Annotated in this window: 13 protein-coding genes; 3 read left to right on the top strand and 10 right to left on the bottom strand. The window is 73.7% G+C overall.

The window, feature by feature from the left end:
- Positions 1-29 precede the first annotated feature (29 nt).
- Positions 30-1,487, top strand: coding sequence for an ABC transporter ATP-binding protein (locus B7C62_24780; protein ID ARF75098.1), 1,458 nt, complete (start codon positions 30-32; stop codon positions 1,485-1,487).
- A 90-nt stretch (positions 1,488-1,577) separates the two neighbouring features.
- On the opposite strand, the gene B7C62_24775 is transcribed toward B7C62_24780, so the two are convergent.
- From B7C62_24775 to B7C62_24755, 5 genes are all read right to left on the bottom strand, one after another.
- The gene (locus B7C62_24775; protein ARF75097.1) at positions 1,578-1,793 is read right to left on the bottom strand and encodes a hypothetical protein; all 216 of its coding nucleotides are present in this window, start codon (positions 1,791-1,793) and stop codon (positions 1,578-1,580) included.
- A gap of 166 nt (positions 1,794-1,959) precedes the next feature.
- A complete protein-coding gene (locus B7C62_24770; protein ID ARF75096.1) occupies positions 1,960-2,319 on the bottom strand; it encodes a hypothetical protein in 360 nt (119 codons plus the stop codon).
- Positions 2,316-2,684, bottom strand: coding sequence for a WhiB family transcriptional regulator (locus tag B7C62_24765; GenBank protein ARF75095.1), 369 nt, complete (start codon positions 2,682-2,684; stop codon positions 2,316-2,318). The genes B7C62_24770 and B7C62_24765 overlap by 4 nt, the downstream gene beginning before the upstream one ends.
- Positions 2,685-2,848: 164 nt before the next feature.
- Positions 2,849-3,178 carry a hypothetical protein gene (locus B7C62_24760; protein ARF75094.1) on the bottom strand — a complete coding sequence of 110 codons (330 nt, stop codon included), beginning with the start codon at positions 3,176-3,178 and terminating at the stop codon, positions 2,849-2,851.
- A gap of 166 nt (positions 3,179-3,344) precedes the next feature.
- Positions 3,345-5,567: an ATP-dependent DNA helicase gene (locus B7C62_24755; protein ID ARF75093.1), complete on the bottom strand. Its 2,223-nt coding sequence runs from the start codon at positions 5,565-5,567 to the stop codon at positions 3,345-3,347.
- Between the two features lie 248 nt (positions 5,568-5,815).
- On the opposite strand from B7C62_24755, the gene B7C62_24750 reads away from it, so the two are divergent.
- Positions 5,816-6,070, top strand: coding sequence for an NrdH-redoxin (locus tag B7C62_24750; protein ARF75092.1), 255 nt, complete (start codon positions 5,816-5,818; stop codon positions 6,068-6,070).
- A gap of 112 nt (positions 6,071-6,182) precedes the next feature.
- Here the strand turns inward: B7C62_24750 and B7C62_24745 are convergent, their stop codons facing one another.
- From B7C62_24745 to B7C62_24725, 5 genes are all read right to left on the bottom strand, one after another.
- Complete coding sequence (locus tag B7C62_24745) at positions 6,183-7,139, bottom strand: NADH pyrophosphatase (protein ID ARF75091.1); 957 nt, start codon at positions 7,137-7,139, stop codon at positions 6,183-6,185.
- A gap of 53 nt (positions 7,140-7,192) precedes the next feature.
- Positions 7,193-8,590, bottom strand: a complete 1,398-nt coding sequence (locus B7C62_24740; protein ARF75090.1) for a peptidase M20 — start codon at positions 8,588-8,590, stop codon at positions 7,193-7,195.
- 10 nt (positions 8,591-8,600) lie between these two features.
- Complete coding sequence (locus B7C62_24735; GenBank protein ARF75089.1) at positions 8,601-12,230, bottom strand: ATP-dependent DNA helicase; 3,630 nt, start codon at positions 12,228-12,230, stop codon at positions 8,601-8,603.
- Between the two features lie 104 nt (positions 12,231-12,334).
- Positions 12,335-15,952: a DNA helicase UvrD gene (locus B7C62_24730; protein ID ARF75088.1), complete on the bottom strand. Its 3,618-nt coding sequence runs from the start codon at positions 15,950-15,952 to the stop codon at positions 12,335-12,337.
- A 223-nt stretch (positions 15,953-16,175) separates the two neighbouring features.
- Positions 16,176-16,709 carry a cysteine methyltransferase gene (locus B7C62_24725; protein ARF75087.1) on the bottom strand — a complete coding sequence of 178 codons (534 nt, stop codon included), beginning with the start codon at positions 16,707-16,709 and terminating at the stop codon, positions 16,176-16,178.
- 323 nt (positions 16,710-17,032) lie between these two features.
- On the opposite strand from B7C62_24725, the gene B7C62_24720 reads away from it, so the two are divergent.
- Positions 17,033-19,927 (top strand): hypothetical protein, encoded by a 2,895-nt coding sequence (locus tag B7C62_24720; GenBank protein ARF77360.1) that lies wholly within the window; start codon positions 17,033-17,035, stop codon positions 19,925-19,927.
- Positions 19,928-20,029: the final 102 nt, after the last annotated feature.

Raw genomic sequence — 20,029 nt, 5'->3', positions numbered from 1 at the left:
GCACGGCAGTCTGGGAACTGGAGGGGCACATGTCTGATCTTCCCCGGAAGGCGGTTACGCGTACCGCCAAGCTGGCCGCGCTCCCGCTGGGCTTCGCCGGCCGTGCCACGTGGGGTCTGGGCAAGCGGATCGGCGGGAGGTCCGCCGAGCTGGTCGCCCGCGAGGTCCAGCAGCGCACGGCGGACCAGTTGTTCAAGACCCTGGGTGAGCTGAAGGGCGGGGCCATGAAGCTGGGCCAGGCCCTCTCGGTCTTCGAGTCGGCGCTGCCCGAGGAGGTCGCGGGCCCCTACCGCGCCGCCCTGACCAAGTTGCAGGAGGCCGCACCGCCCCTGCCCGCCCACACGGTCCACGCGGTGCTGGCCGAGCGGATCGGGGAGGACTGGCGGGACTGCTTCCTGGAGTTCGAGGACAAGCCGTCGGCCGCCGCCTCGATCGGGCAGGTGCACCGGGGGGTGTGGCACGACGGGCGTGAGGTCGCCGTGAAGGTGCAGTATCCGGGCGCGGGCGAGGCGCTGCTCTCGGACCTCGCCCAGCTCAGCCGCTTCGCCCGGCTGCTCGGCCCCCTGGTGCCCGGGATGGACATCAAGCCGCTCATCAAGGAGATGCGCGACCGGGTGGCGGAGGAGCTGGACTACGAGCTGGAGGCGCGGTCCCAGCGGGAGCACGCGGCGGAGTTCGCGGACGATCCCGATGTGGTGATCCCCGGGGTGGTGCACCAGGGCGACCAGGTGCTGGTGACGGAGTGGATCGACGGAATCCCGCTGGCCGATGTCATCGCGGACGGTACGAAGGAGCAGCGGGACCGGGCCGGACAGCTGCTGGCGCGCTTCCTCTTCTCGGGCCCGGCACGCACCGGCCTGCTCCACGCCGACCCCCACCCGGGGAACTTCCGGCTGCTGCCGCCAGCGGCGGAGGCGGAGGAAAGCAACCCGGACGGCTCGGACACCCCGGACGGTTCGGGCGACCCGGGTGGTTCGGGCGCCCCGGGCCTCCTGAGCAAGGAGGGCGCATCGGCCGGGGCGTGGCGGCTGGGGGTGCTGGACTTCGGTACGGTCGACCGCCTTCCGGGCGGGCTGCCGGGGACCATCGGTGAATCCCTGCGGATGACGCTGGAGGGGAACGCCGCCGCGGTGTACGGGCTGCTGCGCGAAGAGGGCTTCGTGAAGGAGTCGGTCGACCTGGAGCCGGACGAGGTGCTCGACTACCTGCTCCCGATCATCGAACCGGCGCAGGTGGAGGAGTTCACCTTCTCCCGGGGCTGGCTGCGGGACCAGGCGGCCCGGATCGCCGATCCGCGCTCCCCCGCCCACCAGCTCGGCAGACAGCTGAACCTCCCGCCGTCCTACCTCCTGATACACCGGGTGACGCTCAGCACGATCGGGGTGCTGTGCCAGCTCGGCGCGGCGGTCCGGCTGCGGGACGAGCTGGAGGCATGGCTCCCGGGGTTCATGCCGGAGGCGGAGGGTTCCGAGGGGGCCGACAGCTAGCCGAGGAGGCAGGGGCGACCGGGGTCCCTCGCCGGAGACCTGCCGTCGGAGCAGGGCGAGACACCCGGTCACCGCCGGAAGGAGTACCGGTCACCACCAGAGGGAGTCGAGGCGGCTCTCGATCGCTCTGATGTGGAGACGGGCGCAGGTCTCGCAGAAGTGGAGGTGGCGGCCGTCCTCCACGGAGGAGAGCCAGGTCAGTGGGGCCGTCCCGCCTTCGGCGGCGGTGCCGCAGCGGGCGCAGACCACAGGTCCGGCAGCCGGTGGCTCAGCCGGTCGGTCGGGGGGATGCGTCTCCTCGTCCACGTCGTGACGATATCCCCGCCACGGGGACCCGGCAGCACAACGCACCGCGGGGCCGTCCTCGCCCGGACGGCCCCGCGGTGGGGTGGTGGCTCCTCACCGGGCAGAGCGGTTGCCCGGTGAGAAGCCGGTGGTGCTGCTCCTGTGGGGAGCGGAGAGGCGGGGCCTCTCAGTGCATGACGGCCATGGCCAGCGCACGGCGGGCGCGCAGCGAGGCGCGCTCCGCCCGGCGCTGCATCCGGCGGGCGGCCATGAGGCGGGCCGCCTGGCGGTCCACCTCGGCCTCCCGCAGGCGGTCGCGCATATGCGCACGAGCCAGGGCTTCTGGGATGAGTTGCATTTCGCGGGTCCTGTTCTGACGCGAGTCGTTCGCGCCGATGATGGTGACGTCAGGGGTTGCGGAGCCGACGGGCTCCTTCGTGGGGGTGGTCATCGGGGCCTGATTCCGGGGGTCATGGGTCTGGGGACGGTCGATGGTTCCGAGGCGCAGCCACCGTGTGGGGGCGGGGGCGCCGCAGTCGGCGGTCACGCTGCGACCGGGTTCTTGCGCGGACGGCCACGCGGCCGCTTGCGGGCCACGACGACGCCCTGGACGAAGAGTTCGCCGCCCCAGACACCCCACGGCTCACGCCGCTCCTTGGCACCGGCGAGGCACGCCTCGACGAGCGGACAGGTGCGGCAGAGGGACTTGGCGTACTCGACGTCGGCCGGGGACTCGGCGAAGAAGACCTCGGGGTCGTACGAGCGGCAGGGGACGGGTACGCCGAGGTTCTCGATGGCGTCGTCGAGCGCGGTGAGCGCGGTGAGGGGGAGCAAGGTGGAGTCCTCCGTGGAGCCGGGCGGGGAGATCGGGTCGGACTGCGGTACTGACGGGGCGTGCGCTTCGAGTTGCACGGTGGGTGGTGTCCTCGTCTGGTCGTGCCGGCCTGTTGGCCGGTTGGCGGCTGGTACTGCTGGCCCGAGGCGCCTTCGGTGTGTCCCGTCCGTTCGGACAAAACAAAAGGGCCGCGGAATCCGAGTGGGATTCCGCGGCCCTGAGGCGCCGGCCTGATGCTGGATCAGGCTGGATCGCTCCAGGGTTCAGGCCCACGGAAGGCCCACATCGTGTGGTGCTGCTGCGTCTGCTTCTCGGCTCCGGCGTCGGCTGCCGCAAAGGCATAGACCTGAGCCTGTGCATCCTTCGCTACTGCTGCCGCCGACGCCTCGACCGGTCGCTCATTGCGCTCCCGCATCACGGGGAGGCTCGCCGGGGACAGCGGGCTGACGGCGGAGATGCCGGACAGACCGGTGGCGCGGAGCGAAGCAACCGAGGTGCGGGTGAGGCCGAGCGGGCAGGTGGAGACGACCGAAAGACCGGTCATTTTCTGGGTTTCGATGATGCTGATCACTTCAATCGCCTCCTCTCGGCGTCTCAAGGGACCGGCCGGGGCCGATCCTGCGTATTCGGATAAGTACAGCACGGAATCAGGGCTTCAGAGAAGTCGCTGTTCCCGTGGTTAAGAACCTATGGTGACGACTGGGGCGGGCGCAAACTATTTTCTGGACCAATTTTTCTCAGCTCTCCCCGGCGCCCTCCTCGGGCTCCTCGCCAACCGCCTCACCTGCGCAGATGGCGAGTACGTCGGCTCCGAAACGGGTCAGCTTCCGGTTTCCGACGCCGGCGATGACGACCAGCTCCCCCTCGGTGGAGGGCACGGCCTCGGCGATGGCCATCAGGGTCTTCTCGGTGAAGACGCAGTAGTCCGGCTGGCTCAGCCGGGCCGCCTGGTCCGCGCGCCAGTCGAGCAGCCGCCCGTAGAGCGCCTCGTCCATGTCGGACGGGCACTCCTCGCACCGCATCAGCTTCATCTCGCCCGCGTCGGTGAGCGTCCGGCCGCAGACGCGGCACCGCACCGGCTGCCGGGGCCTGCGCTCGACGGCCTCGGTCCGCCCGGCCGCCGCCGTGGCCCGGCCGGTGCCCCGGTCGATCCCTCCGCCGCCCCCGGCCCCGCCCCGGGCGCCGGACGCCGTGGAGCCCGGCCGCAGCCCGTTCAGGAACCGGGTGGGCCTGCGGCTCGCCCGTCCGCCGGGCGAGCGCGCCAGGGACCAGGAGAGCGAGAGGTGGAGGCGGGCGCGGGTGACTCCGACGTACAGCAGGCGCCGCTCCTCCTCGATCTGCTCGTCGGTCCTGGCGTACGCGATCGGCATCATGCCCTCGGTGAGCCCGACCAGGAACACCGCGTCCCACTCCAGCCCCTTCGCGGAGTGCAGCGAGGCCAGCGTCACCCCCTGGACCGTCGGGGCGTGCTGGGCGGCGGCCCGTTCGTCCAGCTCGCGGACCAGGTCGGTGAGGGTCGCCCCCGGCCGGGCCGCCTCGAAGTCCTCGGCCAGCCGCACCAGCGCGGCCAGCGACTCCCAGCGGTCGCGCACCGCACCCGACCCGGCGGGCGGCCGGGTGGTCCAGCCCTTGGTGGAGAGCACCGCCCGCACCTGGGACGGCAGCCCTTCCGCCCCGTCGAGCAGGGAGTCGTTGCGCCCGGCGCGGGCCGCGCCGCGCAGGGCCGTGCCCGCCTCCCGGACCTCGGCCCGCTCGAAGAACCGCTCGGCCCCGCGCAGCTGGTAGGGCACCCCGGCGTCCGCGAGGGCCTGCTCGTAGACCTCGGACTGGGAGTTGACCCGGTAGAGCACGGCGATCTCCCCGGCCGGGACGCCCGCCGCGATCAGGTCGCGGACGCGCCGGGCGGTGGACTCGGCCTCATGGGGCTCGTCGGGATACTCCGCGTAGACCGGCTCGGGGCCCTTGTCGCGCTGGGACACCAGCTCCAGCCGGTGGTCGGCGGCCCTGCCGCGGGCCTGGCTGAGGAGGCCGTTGGCGAGGTGGACGACCTGGGGCGTGGAGCGGTAGTCCCGCACCAGCTTGACCACCGTCGCCCCGGGGTGGCGGGTGCGGAAGTTCAGCAGGTGGTCGGGGGTGGCCCCGGTGAAGGAGTAGATCGTCTGGCTGGCGTCACCGACGACGCAGAGGTTGTCCCGGTCGCCGACCCAGAGGTCGAGCAGCCGCTGCTGGAGCGGGCTCACGTCCTGGTACTCGTCCACCACGAAGTGCTGGTACTGGCCGCGCACGTGGTCGGCGATGTCCTGGCGGTCCTGGAGGATGCCCACGGTGAGCAGCAGCACGTCCTCGAAGTCGATCACCGAGCGGTCGCGCTTGAGCTGTTCGTACGTGGAGTAGATCTGGGTCAGGACCGCCGGGTCGCGGGGGGCGTCCCGCTGGGTCTTCGCCACCGCCGCCGGATAGTCCGCAGGCACGGTCTGGGTGACCTTGGCCCACTCGATCTCGCCGGTGACGTCCCGCAGCTCGTTGCGGTCGAGCCGGAGCTCGCAGCGGGCGGCGGCCTCGGCGACCAGCTGCACCTTCCGCTCCAGCAGCCGGGGCAGCTCGCCACCGACTGCTTTCGGCCAGAAGTACTGGAGCTGCCGGAGCGCGGCGGAGTGGAAGGTCCGTGCCTGGACCCCGGTGGCGCCGAGCTGCCGGAGCCGTCCGCGCATCTCCCCGGCGGCCCGGTTGGTGAACGTGACGGCGAGGACCGTGGCGGGCTGGAGGATGCCCGCCCGCACCCCGTACGCGATGCGGTGGGTGATCGCGCGGGTCTTGCCCGTACCCGCGCCGGCCAGCACGCACACCGGTCCGTGCAGGGCGAGAGCCACCTCGCGCTGCTCGGGGTCGAGCCCGTCGAGCACGGCGTCCGGGGTCTCGGGAACCTGCGGGAAGAGGGTGGAATGCGTTGCTGCTGTCACCCCGCCATGCTGCCAGGTCGCACGGGGCGGATGCGGCGGTTGTCCACAGGGGTGAGCTGTTCGTCGTACTGGTACGAGGACCACGAGCCGTACTTACGAGGACCACGAGCCGTACTGGGAGCCGGTGGGAATGGTGGCCGCCTCCCGTACGTTCCACCCGGTGCGGGAAGGCGGCGCAGTCCGCCGGGCCGCGTGTTGACGCTGCCGGCCGCGCAGCGGGACGGACGAGACAAGGGAGCGCCAGCGACATGGCGGGCACTGTGACGATGTACAGCACCACCTGGTGCGGCTACTGCCGTCGGCTCAAGAGCCAGATGGACCGCGAGGGCATCGCGTACAACGAGGTCAACATCGAGCACGACGCGGACTCGGCGGCGTTCGTCGAGAAGGCGAATGGCGGAAACCAGACGGTCCCGACCCTGCTGATCGTCTCCCCCTCCGGCACCGAGTCGGTCATGACCAACCCGTCGCTCGCCCAGGTGAAGCAGGCCCTGGTCGCCTGAGCCGAGCACTAGGGTCGCGCGCTCCACTCGGCTCGCTGGGCCTCCACCTCTGCCCCCGGCATCCGCCGGGGGCAGAGGTGTTTCCCGTTCGGTCCGTCCGGCCGAAGCTGCTTCAGTTCGTCCGGTTGAAGCTGCCCGGCCTCGGCAGCGGCTTCCCGTACCAGAGCTCGATCAGACGGGCGGCGATCGAGATGCCGAACGGGGGCATGACCTCGCCGGACTCGAAGGCCGCTGTGAGGTCCTCGCGGGAGAACCAGCGGGCCTCCTCGATCTCCTCGCCGTCGACGTCGATCTCCGACGAGGTCGCCCGGGCCATGAAGCCCAGCATCAGGCTGGAGGGGAAGGGCCACGGCTGGCTGGCGACGTACTCGACCTCGCCGACGGTGATGCCCGCCTCCTCGTACACCTCGCGGACCACGGACTGCTCGATGGACTCCCCCGGCTCGACGAACCCGGCGAGCGTGGAGAAGCGGCCCTCGGGCCAGTGCACCTGGCGGCCCAGCAGCGCGCGGTCCTGGTCGTCGGTGACGAGCATGATGACGGCCGGGTCGGTGCGCGGGTAGTGCTCGGCGCCGCACGCCTGGCAGCGGCGGATGTGCCCGGCCGCCGCGATGACGGTGCGCTCGCCGCAGCGGGAGCAGAAGCGGTGCAGGCGCTGCCAGTTCTCCAGGGCGACCGCGTGCACCATCAGGCCCGCGTCGCGGGGGCCGAGCAGCAGGCCCGCCTCGCGCAGTCCGGCCGGGCGGGCGGACTGGTCCATGCGGCCGGGCAGCGCGTCCTTCTGGAGCGCGAAGTAGCTGACGCCCTCCTCGTCGGTGCCCAGAAAATACCGGTGGGTCTCGGTGACCGGGGCCTCGAAGGCCGGGGTCATCACGATCTCGGTGCCGCCCTCGGGGGTGTCGTCGATCAGCACCTGCCCGCCGGAGACGACGAAGACGCGGGTCGTCGGGTGGCTCCACGCCGCGGCCAGCCACGCCTCGTCGAGGCGGTGGTGCGCCGCGCGGTCGATACCGCTGGGCGCGGTGAGGCCGATCGGGCGGTCTGCGGTGGCGTTGTCGAAGGTGCTCACAGGTGCTTTCTACTCCCCCTGGGCGGATCGGGTGTGCGGAGGTGGGGCCGGGTTCATCGGCCGAGCGCCGCGGCCATCTCGTCCCACAGGTACGCGGTCGTCTCCACGCCCTTCATCAGCAGGCCGAGCTCGACCTTCTCGTCGGGGGCGTGCCAGCCGTCGGAGGGTACGGAGATGCCGAGGAAGAGGACGGGGGCACCGAGCACGTCCCTGAGGTCGGCGGCCGGGCCCGAGCCTCCCTCGCGGGTGAAGAGGATCTTCTTGCCGAAGGCGCGGCCCATCGCGCGGACCACCGCCTGGAGCGCCGGGTGGTCCAGCGGGGTCAGACAGGGGCGGGTGGCGGGCTGGAACGTGATCCGGTGCCGGACGCCCGCCGGAACGCGGGAGGCGACCCAGGCGCGGACGGCTTCCGCCACGCGGTCGGGGTCCTGTTCGTCGACCAGGCGGAAGCTGATCTTCACCATCGCGGAGGACGGGATGACCGTCTTGCTTCCGGCGCCCTGGTAGCCGCCGCCGATGCCGTTGACCTCGGCGGTGGGGCGGGCCCAGACGCGCTCCAGCGTGGAGTACCCGGCCTCGCCCGAGGCCGCCCGCGACTTCGCCGTACGCAGCCAGGTCGCCTCGTCGAAGGGCAGCTCGGCGAAGAGGGCCCGCTCGGTGTCGGTGAGGTCGGTGACGCCTTCATGGAAGCCGGGGATCGCGACCTTGCCGTCCTCGTCGTGGAGGGCGGCGACCAGGCGGGCGATCTCGGTGGCCGGGTTGGGGACGGCTCCCCCGAACGATCCGGAGTGGATGTCCTGGTCGGGGCCGTACAGCTCGATCTCGCACTCCACGAGGCCGCGCATGCCGGTGCAGACGGTCGGGGTCTCCTCGTCCCACATGCCGGTGTCGGAGACGATCACGGCGTCGGCGGCGAGGCGGTCGGCGTGCTGCTCGGCCAGGGCGCGGAAGTTCAGGGAGCCCGACTCCTCCTCGCCCTCGATCAGCAGCTTGAGGTGGACGGCGGGGGCGGTGCGGCCGGTCGCCGCGAGGTGGGCCCGGACGCCGAGGGTGTGGAAGAACACCTGGCCCTTGTCGTCGGCCGCCCCGCGCCCGTACATCCGGCCGTCGCGGACCACCGGCTCGAACGGGTCGGTGGTCCAGCCGTCCTCGCGGGCGGCGGGCTGCACGTCGTGGTGGCCGTAGACCAGCACGGTCGGGGCGCCCAGGTCGTCGCTGGGCCACTCGGCGAAGACCGCCGGGGCGCCGGGGGTCTCCCAGACCTCGGCGACCGGGAAGCCGGTCTCCTTGAGCTTGGCGGCCAGCCACTCGGCGCTGCGCCGTACGTCCCCGTCGTGCTCCGGCTGCGCGGACACGGACGGGATGCGCAGCCACTCGGCGAGGTCGTCGAGGAAGGCTGCGCGGTGCTGTTCGGTGTACGTACGGACGGCGCTGTCCGGGGTCTCGCTCATGCTCTTGAGCCTATCCGTCCCCGGGGACCGGCTCGTCCAGCAGGATGCGCTCCAGCTCGGCCCGGCCCGGCAGCCCCTGCGGGTGGACGGTCTCCCCGCTGCGTACGTAAAGGAAGGTGGCGGTGACGGCGGAGAGCGGCAGGTCGTGCAGCTCGGCCCAGGCGAGGCGGTAGACGGCGAGCTGGAGGGGGTCGGCGGTGCGGTGGCGGGTGGTCTTCCAGTCGACGATCTCGTAACGGTCCCCCGTGCGGTAGACGGCGTCGATACGGCCCCGGATCACCCGGCCGGCCAGGGTGATCTGGAACGGGGTCTCCACCCGGTACGGCGTGCGCCGGGCGTACGTGGTGCGCTCGAACGCCTCCTTCAGTTCGGCGAGGTCGCGCTCGTCGGCGATCTCCGCGTCGCTCCCGTCGCCCCCGGGCAGCTCGTCGGGGCCGAGCATGGGCAGCGGCAGCTCCTCGTACCGGGACTCCACCCAGGCGTGGAACCGGGTGCCCCGGCGGGCGGCGGGCTGCGGCGGCCGGGGCATGGGCCGGGCCAGCTCCTTGGCGAACGCGTCGGGGTCCTCGGCCAGGCGCAGCAGCTGGGTGGCGGAGAGCGAGGCGGGCACGAGGACGTCGTGCACGGTGGCGCGGGCGCGGCGGAGCTCCCCGGCGAGGGCGTCGAGATCCCGGTCCCAGGAGGCGAGGGTGCGGGCCTCCTCGGGGGTGAGCCGGTCCGCCGGTTCTTCCTGGGGCCGGTCCTGCGGTTCTTCCTGGGGGTGGCGGGCGGCGGGGATGTGCGGGGGCTCGCTCGGGGGTGCCTCCGGTGCCGACCCCCGTACGGGCTCCGGGGCCGTGTCCGGAACGGTTTCCGCGGGGCGTTCGGTGGGGAGCGCGTCCCAGTCCCAGCCCTCGTCGAACGGTGCCTCCTCGAGAGGCGGCTCGTCCTCGTGGGCCGCGTCATGAGGCGGTACGCCGTCGGGTCCGGGCCCGTGCGCCGGTGGCCGCTCGTCCCCGTGGACGGCCAGGCTCTCCAGGTGGGCCAGCACCGTGTCCCGGGCGGCGCGGCGGCGGGTGAGGGCCGTGGCGTCGAGCGGGAGCGGCCAGGCCAGGTCCGTTTCGGGTGCCGCGAGGGCCGGGTTCTCCTCGTCCTCGGCGGGCTTGTCCGCCCAGACCTCGATCTCGCCGTGGCCCGCCGCGCAGTGCTCGTACAGCGCCTCCAGGAAGGCGGACGGGCCGCGCGTCTTCTTCTGGGACGGGCCCCACCAGTGGCCGGAGCCGAGGAGCAGGCAGCGGGGGCGGGTGAAGGTGACGTACCCCAGGCGCAGCTCCTCCGTGTGCTGGTGCTCCTTCATCTCCTCCTTGAACGCCTTGACGCCCCTGGCGTTCAGCCCGTCGGAGGCGTCCAGGGCCGGGAGGGTGGCCGCGTCGCCGCGCAGGGCGTGCGGGAGCACCTTGGCCTGGGCGGTCCAGGCGTCCCGGGACTGGCCGCTGGGGAACTGGCCGGTGACCAGGCCGGGCACGGCGACCACGTCCCACTCCAGGCCCTTGGACTTGTGGGCGGTGAGGACCTTGACGGTGTTCTCGCCGCCGGGCAGCGCGTTGTCGAGCCCCTTCTCGTACTGCGCGGCGGTCCGCAGGAAGCCGAGGAAGGCGAGCAGGGACGCCTCGCCGTCCAGGGCGGCGAACCGGGCCGCCACGTCCAGGAAGTTGGCGAGGGTCTCGCGGCGGCGGGCGGCCAGCGCCTGCGGGGACGCGGACAGCTCGACCTCCAGGCCGGTGGTGGCCAGGACCCGGTGCAGGACGTCCATCAGGGGGTCCGCGAGCGAGCGGCGCAGGTCGCGCAGCTCGCGGGCGAGCCGGGCGAAGCGGACGCGGGCCTCCGCCGAGAACGGCAGCCCGTCGTCCGCCGTGTCCCCCGCGATGAGGAAGGTGTCCAGGGCGTCCGCGAGCGATATCACCTCGGCCGGGTCGGTGCCCTCGACGGCCTCCGCCAGCCGCCGGTCCGGGTCGGCGTCGTCCCCCTGGGCGGTCCGGTGGACGAGGAGGCGGGCCCGGCGGCCGAGGAGGGCGAGGTCGCGGGGGCCGATGCGCCAGCGCGGTCCGGTGAGGAGGCGAACCAGGGACGCGTTGGCGCCCGGGTCCTGGAGGACCTCGCAGACGGCGACCAGGTCGGCCACCTCCGGCAGGTGCAGCAGCCCGGCGAGGCCGACCACCTCGACCGGGATGCCCCGGGCGACCAGGGCCGCCTGGATCGCGGGGAAGTCCCCGGCGGTGCGGCACAGGACGGCGATCTCACCGGGCGGGGTGCCGGTGCGGACGAGATGGGCGAGGGAGTCCGCGAGCCAGTCGATCTCTTCGGTGTGGGTGGTCAGCAGGGCGCAGCGGACCACGCCGTCCCGCTCGGCGCCCGGGGCGGGGCGCAGCGCCTCCACGCCCTCGTGCATCGCGCGCAGGGGCTCCGCGAGGCCGTTGGCGAGCTGGAGGAGCCGGCCGCCGCTGCGCCGGTTCTCGCTGAGGCTGAAGCGGGTGGCGGGGGTGCCGTCGGCGTGCGGGAAGTGCTCGGGGAAGTCGTCGAGGTTGGCCACGGAGGCGCCGCGCCAGCCGTAGATCGCCTGGCAGGGGTCGCCCACGGCGGTCACCGCGTGGCCGGTGGGCCCGGTCGGCCGGGTCCCGTCGACGGCCGTGCCGGAGCCGGGGGTGGGCGCGCCGGACGTCCCGGGCGCCCCCGGCTCCGTACCGCTGCCGTTCCCACTCCCACTCCCACTGCCGCTGCCACTCCCACTGCCGCTCCCGAACAGCGCCGAGAGCAGCAGCCGCTGGGCCACCGACGTGTCCTGGTACTCGTCGAGCAGCACCACCCGGAACTCGTCCCGCAGGATCGCCCCCACCTCGGGCCGGGTCAGGGCCAGCTCGGCGGAGAGGGCGATCTGGTCGCCGAAGTCCAGGAGGTCCCGGCTCCGCTTGGCGGCCCGGTAGCGCTCGGTGAGGCCGAGGAGGGAGCGGCGGGCCTCGGCGGTCTCGGGGATCTTGCGCAGGTCCTCGTTGCTGAGCCGGACGTGCTCCAGGGCGCGCAGCAGCTCGGTGTCGTACGCCGCCAGCCTGCCGGGGGGCACGAGGTGCTCGGACAGCTCGCCGTCGAGCGCCAGGAGGTCGCTGACGAGGGTGGAGAAGGAGCGGGTGAGCGCCGGATACGGGCCCGGGGCCTCGCGCAGCACCTTGGCCGCGAGCTGGTAGCGGGTGGCGTCGGCGAGGAGGCGGGTGGAGGGCTCCAGTCCGATGCGGAGGCCGTGCTCGGTGAGGAGGCGGCCGGCGAACGCGTGGTACGTGGAGATCGTGGGCTCGCCCGGCGGGTGGTCCGGGTCGATGACCTCGGGGTCGGTGACCCCGGCGGCGATCAGCGCCTTGCGGACCCGCTCGGCGAGCTCGCCCGCCGCCTTGTTGGTGAAGGTGAGGCCGAGGACCTGCTCCGGTGCGACCTGGCCGGTGCCGACGAGCCACACCACCCGTGCGGCCATCACCGTGGTCTTCCCCGACCCGGCTCCGGCCACGATCACCTGCGGGGCGGGCGGCGCGGTGATGCAGGCCGTCTGCTCCGGGGTGAAGGGGATGCCGAGGAGCTCCTTGAGCTGCTCGGGATCGGTGATGCGTGGAGACACGTGAGAAACGGTAACCGGGCCCACTGACAACCCGGTACGAACGGGATGCGGCCCACACCGCCGACGCCCCGCCCCGATGCCCGCGGAAGCCCTGACCGGCGGCCCTACTCCACCACCTGCCGCCCCTCCGGCTGCGCGCTGCACGAGGCGCGGAAGGCGCACTGGGCGCAGTGGGTGCCGGTGGTGGGCGTGAACCGTTCGTCCAGGACCTTCCCCGCGGCGGTGGCGAGCAGATCGGCGACCCACTCCCCCGCCAGTGGTTCCTGTGCCTGGACCTTGGGGAGGGCGTCGCCGCCCTCCTTCACGGGGGCGGGCTGGCGGAGCTGGACGAGTTCGGCGCCCCCGGGTTCGGGCCGCCTGCCGTCGAAGACCTCGTCGACCGCGCCCTCGCGGACCGCCAGCTGGTAGACGGCGAGCTGGGGGTGGGCGGCCACCTCCTTCTTGGTGGGCGCGCTCTTGCCGGTCTTGAAGTCGACGACGTACGCCCTTCCTTCGGTGTCCTTCTCCACCCGGTCCATCGAGCCCTGGATACGGACGGCGTACGCGCCCGCCTCCAGGGTCACGTCGAAGCCGTGCTCGCTCGCGGCGGGGGTACGGCCGCCCCGGTCCAGGACGTGCCACTTGAGGAAGCGTTCCAGGGCGGCGCGGGCGTGGTCCTTCTCCTGCTCGGACTTCCAGGGGGCGTCGAAGGCGAGGCCGTCCCAGACGGAGTCCAGGCGCTCCAGGAGGACGTCGAGATCGGCGGGCGTCCGGCTCGAGGCGACCTCGTCGGCGAGTACGTGGACGACGTTGCCGAACCCCTGGGCGGCGGTGGCCGGGGCATCGGCCTTCACCTCGCGGCCCAGGAACCACTGGAGGGCGCAGGTTCCGGCGAGCTGCTCCAGCGCGGAGGGCGAGAGGGAGACGGGCTCGTCGCGGTCGCGGAGCGGGACGGCCGAGCGGGTGGGCTCGTCCAGGCCCCACCAGCGGGACGGGTGGGCGGCGGGCACGAGCGGCTGGCCCTCGTCGTCGGTGAGCGCGGCGAGCCGGGCGAGGCGGTGGGCGGCGGCGTCGCGCAGGGCCTCGGAGGCGGCCGGGTCGACGGTGGTGGCCCGCAGCTCCGCGACGAGCGCGGCGACGGCGAGGGGGCGGCGCGGGCGGCCGGTGACATCGCGGGGTTCGACGCCCAGTTCGGTGAGGAACCGGGAGGGCTGGTCGCCGTCGTCGGCGGGGGCCTTCACGGCGGTGACCACCAGGCGCTCGCGGGCACGGGTGGCGGCGACGTAGAAGAGGCGGCGCTCCTCGGCGAGGAGGGCGCCGGGCGTGAGGGGTTCGGCGAGCCCGTCGCGCCCGATCCGGTCCGCCTCCAGGAGGGAGCCCCGGCGGCGCAGGTCGGGCCAGAGCCCCTCCTGCACCCCGGCGACGACGACGAGCCGCCACTCCAGGCCCTTGGAGCGGTGGGCGGTCATCAGGCGTACGGCGTCGGGGCGGGCGGTCCGCCGGGAGAGGGTGTCGGCGGCGATGTCCTGGGCGTCGACCTCCTCCAGGAAGTTGAGCGCCCCGCGCCCCCCGATGCGCTCCTCGGCGCGCGCCGCCGTCTCGAAGAGGGCGCACACCGCGTCGAGATCCCGGTCGGCGTTGCGCCCGCCCGCCCCGCCGCGCAGCGCGGCCCGCTCCAGCCTGCCCGGCCAGGAGGTGCCGTTCCACAGGGTCCACAGGGCCTCCTCGGCGGTCCCGCCGCCTTCCAGGAGCTCGCGCGCCTTGCGCAGGAGCGCGCCGAGACGCTGCGCGCCATGGGCGTACGCCGGGTCGTGCGTGACCAGCCGCTCGGGCTCGGCCAGCGCACGGGCCAGCAGCTCGTCGGAGGGGGCGGGGACCCGGATGCCCGCGGCGCGCTCCTCGTCGCGCAGGGCCCGGCCGAGGCGGCGCAGGTCGGCGGCGTCCATGGAGCCGAGGGGGGAGGTGAGGAGGGTGAGGGCGGTCTCGGTGCCGAGCCAGGGGGCGGTGACGTTCTCGGGCTGCTCCTGGCCGGGCCTCTCGGGCTGTTCCCCGTTCTGTTCCTCGGCCTGCTCCTCACCGGGCCTCTCTGCCTGTTCCTGGCCGGGCCCCTCGGTCTGTTCCTCGCCCTGTCCCTCTGCCTGTTCCCCGGCCTGCTCCTCGCCGAGCCTCTCTGCCTGTTCCTCGCTCTGTCCCCCGGCCTGCTTCTTGTCGGGTCGGCCCGAGCTCTCCTCGTCGGCCCGGGCCGTGTGCAGCGCCGCCGTCGCCACTGTCCGCAGGGCCGTCAGCAGCGGGGCGACGGCCGGTTCGTGGCGGAGCGGGAGGTCGTCGCCGTCCACCTCCAGGGGGACGCCCGCCGAGGTGAGGGCGCGGCGGACGGCGGGCAGCGAGCGGCCTCCGGCCCGTACCAGCACGGCCATCTCCCGCCACGGAACCCCGTCCTCCAGATGGGCGCGGCGCAGCAGGTCCGCGATGTTGTCCAGCTCGGTGGGGGCGGTCGGGTAGGTGTACGCCTCCACCCGGCCGCCCTCCCGGAGGGCGTGCAGCTCACGGTGGGCGCGGACCGCGTCGCCGGGCAGCCGGGTCAGCGGCATGCGGCGGGTGAGCAGCCGGGTCGCCGCGAGGAGCTCGGTGCCGGAGCGCCGCGAGGTGGTGAGGACCCCGACGGGCGCGGGGCCCCCGTCGGCCCGCCGGAAGGTGTCGGGGAAGTCGAGGATGCCGTTCACATCGGCGCCCCGGAACGTGTAGATCGACTGGTCCGGGTCGCCGAAGGCCACCAGCGTGCGCCCGCCCCCGGCGCCCCGCGCATGACGCCCGCCCCCGGCGTGCGCCCCGCGCACCCGGCCGCCGCCCGCGTCGCGCACCCGGCCCCGGGCACCGCCCACCCGGTTCCCGGCCAGCGCGTGCAGCAGGCGCACCTGCGCCGGGTCGGTGTCCTGGTACTCGTCGACGTACACCGCGTCGTACGCCCCGGCCAGCCGCGCCGAGACCTCGGGCCGCTCCGCGAGCAGGACCGCGCGGTGGACCAGCTCCGCGTAGTCCAGGACGCCCTGGGCGTCGAGCACGTCGAGGTACTCGGCGAGGAACTGGGCCGCCGCGCTCCAGTCCGGGCGGCCCGTGCGGCGGGCGAAGGCGGCGAGCGCGTCCGGGGCGAGCCCCAGTTCACGGCTGCGGGCGAGCACGGCGCGCACCTCGTCGGCGAAGCCCCGGGTGGTCAGGCAGGCGCGCAGCTCGTCGGGCCAGCGGACGTGGGCCAGGCCCTCCTTCTCCAGGTCGAGCTGGCCCGCGAGGAGCTCGCGGACGGTGACGTCCTGCTCGGGCCCGGAGAGCAGGCGCAGCGGATCGGCGAAGAGGTCGGCGTCCTGGTGGGCGCGGACCAGTGCGTAGCAGTACGAATGGAAGGTGGTGGCCTGCGGACCGCGCGCCGCGCCGAGCCGGGCCGCCATCCGGTCGCGCAGTTCGACGGCGGCCTTGCGGCTGAAGGTGAGGACGAGGATGCGGGCGGGGTCGGCGCCCCGGTTCACCCGGGCCGCGACGGACTCCACGAGGGTGGTGGTCTTGCCGGTGCCGGGACCCGCCAGGACGAGCAGCGGTCCTTCGGCGTGATCAACCACAGCGCGCTGGCCTGCGTCCAGGAGAGGAGGCTCCACGGAACCCGGCGGAGTGCGCACCAGGCGGTACGCGCCCGTGGTCCGCGGCCGTGACTCACGGTGCGGACTGTGCCGGGTGGAAGAGGAGGAGCTCACGTGGATCGCCGGTCCTGGTGGGATTACGGGTCGTACAGGCCATACATACGGACCGAAGAGGTCATGAGGAACGAGGAGAGGGGCACGCGCGGTGCGCGGTGACGACGCTACGCCAGTGGGGGCGCGGGAGGAGGCGGGTGCGGTGCGTCCCTCGTCACGTACGGGATGTACCGGACGTACCGGACCGCGCCACGCGACCGGGCACGGTCTCCGGCGCGAGCGGTCAGGTGTGAGTTTCCTCGCCCTGACCGCCGCCCCGGCCCCCGCTCGGGCTGTCACCCCGGCTGTCACCCCGACCGTCGTCACCGCCCCCGCCGCCGTCCCAGCGCGCCCGGCGCATGTCGAGGCGCGGAAGGTGCCCGTCCGCCTGGCGCGACGCCTCGCGCAGCGGGGTGCCCTCCGCGCGGTAGTGGTCCAGGGCCTGGAGCTCATGGCCCGGCAGCAGCGTCCCGTCGGCCCGCACGACCCGCCACCACGGCACGGCGGAGCCGTACAGCGCCATGACCCGGCCGACTTGCCGGGGCCCGCCGTCGCCCAGCCACTCCGCGACATCGCCGTACGTCATGACCCGGCCCGGCGGGATGAGGTCGGCCACATCGAGGACCCGCTCCGCGTACTCCGGCAGCCGGTCCTGGAGGTCGCCCGGCACCTCGTCCGGGATCTCGTCCCGCATGCCGTCCCGCGTTCCGGCCGGCGGTCCTCCGTCGCCGGCCGGGGCGGCTCCGGGCCCGCCCCCGCCCGTCTCGTCCTGGCTCATCCGCCCCATCCTGCCGTACGCCACCGACAGCGCGGCCGAAACCGTGTGCGTACGGGCACCGAGCGTGCGCACAGGTGCAAAGGGGCGTATGTTGCGCATCCCGCGCCCGTGCGATGCACCCTGATGCCCCGCTCCGTCCACGGGCCGTGCCACCATCATCCGGGCGGTGACCGGTGATACGAGATCACGAAGACGAACCAGAGGCGACGAAGGAGCAGGGCGTGCAGCCACCGAAGGCGGCGGACGCCTCCGATGCCGGAGAGCGCCCGTCGAGCGCGCCGGAGCCCACCGGGAAGCGCGCGGAGAGTGCACCGGAGCACGCCGTGCAGCACCCGGCTCCCGAGCCCGCCGCCCCCTCCGGACAGCCCCCGGCTCCCGAGCCCGCCGCCCCCACCGGACAGCCCTCGGCTCCCGAGCCCGCCGGAGAGCGCCCGGACAGGGCCGCGGACCCCGCCGTCGTACTCCGTGCCGACGGTCCCACCGCCGCCACCAGCGGCCATCTCACCGGCTCGACGCTCGCCTCGGCCGAGGCCGCCCTGACCGACCGGGTCTCCGGCGACGAACCGCTGCTCCCCGCCCGGGTGCACCGCCCCTCCGACCTGATGCGGCTGCTCATCGGCGTCGCCGCGATCGCCGTGCTGTTCGCGATCGCCGCGTTCGCCCAGGGCACCACCACGGGCCTCGAGGACGACATCTCCAAGGGCACCGAACAGGCGCCCGACCTGCTGATCAAGATGGCCGGTCTGGTCTCCAGCATCGCCGTGCTGCTCGTGCCGGTCGCCTTCGCCATCGAGCGGCTGATCAAGCGGGACGGACTGCGCATCGCCGACGGTGTGCTCGCCGCCGTGCTCGCCCACGGCGTGACCCTCGCCACGGACCTCTGGGTCTCACGGTCCGCGCCCGGCACCATCCAGGAGGCGCTGACCCAGCCGCAGCCGGGCGACGGGCTGACCGACCCCGTGCACGGCTACCTCGCCCCGGTGATCGCGTACATGACGGCGGTCGGGATGGCGAGACGGCCGCGCTGGCGGGTCGTGCTCTGGGCGGTGCTGCTGCTCGACGCGTTCGCGATGCTCGTCGGCGGCTACACCACCCCGTTCTCGATCATCCTGACGGTCCTGATCGGCTGGACGGTGGCGTACGGGACGCTGTACGCGGTCGGCTCCCCGAACGTCCGCCCCACCGGCCAGCATCTGATGGCGGGGCTGCGGCACGTCGGCTTCCGCCCGGTCGCCGCGATGCGCACCGAGGACGTGCCGGACAACGCCGACCAGAGCGACCGGGGGCGGCGGTATCTGGTCACCCTGGAGGACGGGCCGCCGCTGGACGTGACGGTCGTCGACCGGGAGCAGCAGGCCCAGGGGTTCTTCTACCGGGCCTGGCGGCGGCTGACGCTGCGTACGCTCACCCAGCGCCGCTCCATCCAGTCGCTGCGGCAGGCGCTGGAGCAGGAGGCGCTGCTCGCGTACGCGGCCATCGCCGCCGGGGCGAACGCGCCCAAGCTGATCGCCACCTCCGAGCTCGGACCGGACGCGGTGATGCTCGTCTACGAGCACATCGGCGGCCGGTCGCTGGACCAGATGGAGGACGAGGAGATCACCGACGAGCTGGTGCGCGGCGCCTGGCACCAGGTGAAGGCGCTCCAGTCGCGCCGGATCGCGCACCGCAGGCTGACCGGTGACGCACTGCTGGTGGATCGTTCCGGCAAGGTGTTCGTGACGGATCTGCGCGGCGGTGAGATCGCCGCCGGTGACCTGGTGCTGCGGATGGACGTGGCCCAGCTGCTGACCACCCTGGGGCTGCGCGTGGGGGCCGAGCGCTCGGTCTCCGGCGCCCTGGCCGTGCTCGGTCCGGACGCCGTCGCGGACTGTCTGCCGCTGCTTCAGCCGATCGCCCTGAGCCGCTCCTCCCGGGCCACGCTGCGCCGGATCGCGCGGGAGCGTTCGCAGCAGGAGCGCGAAGCGGTGCTGGAGGCATCGCGGGCGGCCAAGCAGGCACGGGCCCAGGACGGGTCGGCGGAGGCGGACGCGGGCACGGGCGCCGGGACGGAGGAGGCCGGGCGGAAGCACCCGCAGAAGTCCGAGCAGAAGACCGGCGGCAGAAGCGGCGGCAAGAGCGGGCACAAGGCCGAACGGAAGTCGCTGCGGAACGAGAAGCAGGCCGAGAAGCGGGCCGTGGACGATGCGCTGGAGGAGGCCCGGGAGGGCGATCTCCTCGCCCAGATCCGCCGCCAGGTGCTGCTGATCCGGCCGCAGGCGCCGGTCGAGCCGGTCCGTCTGGAGCGGATCAAGCCCCGTACGCTCTTCAGCTTCATCGCCGGGGCCATCGCCGCGTACTTCCTGATCTCCCAGGTCACCCAGGCCGACTTCGGGGTGCTCGTGGAGCAGGCGGAATGGGGCTGGGTGGCCGCCGCGCTCGGCTTCTCGGCGCTCAGCTATGTGGCGGCGGCGATGAGCCTGCTCGGCTTCGTGCCGGAGCGGGTGCCGTTCCTGAAGACCGTGCAGGCGCAGGTGGCGGGTTCGTTCGTGAAGATCGTCGCCCCGGCCGCCGTCGGGGGCGTGGCGCTGAACACCCGCTTCCTGCAACGCGCCGGAGTGCGCCCCGGTCTTGCCGTGGCGAGCGTCGGGGCCTCGCAGCTCTTCGGGCTCGGCTGCCACATCCTGCTGCTGGCCCTCTTCGGTTATCTGACGGGTACGGAGAAGACCCCGGACTCGCTGACCCCCTCCCGTACGGTGATCGCCGGTCTGCTGACGGTCGCGGTGCTGGTGCTGGTGGTGACGGCCGTCCCGTTCCTGCGGAAGTTCGTCGTGACGCGGGTGCGCTCGCTCTTCGCCGGGGTCGTGCCGCGCATGCTGGACGTCGTGCAGCGGCCGCAGAAGCTGGTCACCGGGATCGGCGGGATGCTGCTGCTGACCGGTCTGTTCGTGCTCTGCCTGGACGCGTCGATCCGGGCGTTCAGCGGCCCGGACGTGACCCAGCTGAGCTACGCGAGCATCGCGGTGGTCTTCCTCGCGGGCAACGCGCTCGGCTCGGCGGCGCCCACCCCGGGCGGGATGGGCGCGGTCGAGGGCGCCCTGACGCTGGGCCTGATCGCGGTCGGGCTGCCGATGGAGGTCGCGGCACCGGCGGTGCTGCTGTACCGCGTGATGACGCTGTGGCTGCCGGTGCTGCCGGGGTGGATCTGCTTCAACCAGCTGACCCGGAAGGGCGAGCTGTAGCCACCGGGGGCGCTCCCCCCGAGGGAGGTCAACCGGGCGCGCTCCCCCGCAGAAGGGCACGCCCGAGTGCACTCCCCCTGCAGAAGGGCACACCCGGGTGCG

This window comes from Kitasatospora albolonga (assembly GCA_002082585.1).
Lineage (GTDB): Bacteria > Actinomycetota > Actinomycetes > Streptomycetales > Streptomycetaceae > Streptomyces > Streptomyces stephensoniae.
Note: the sequence above shows the minus strand (reverse complement) of the source record. Positions and strands in the feature narration are given on the sequence as shown.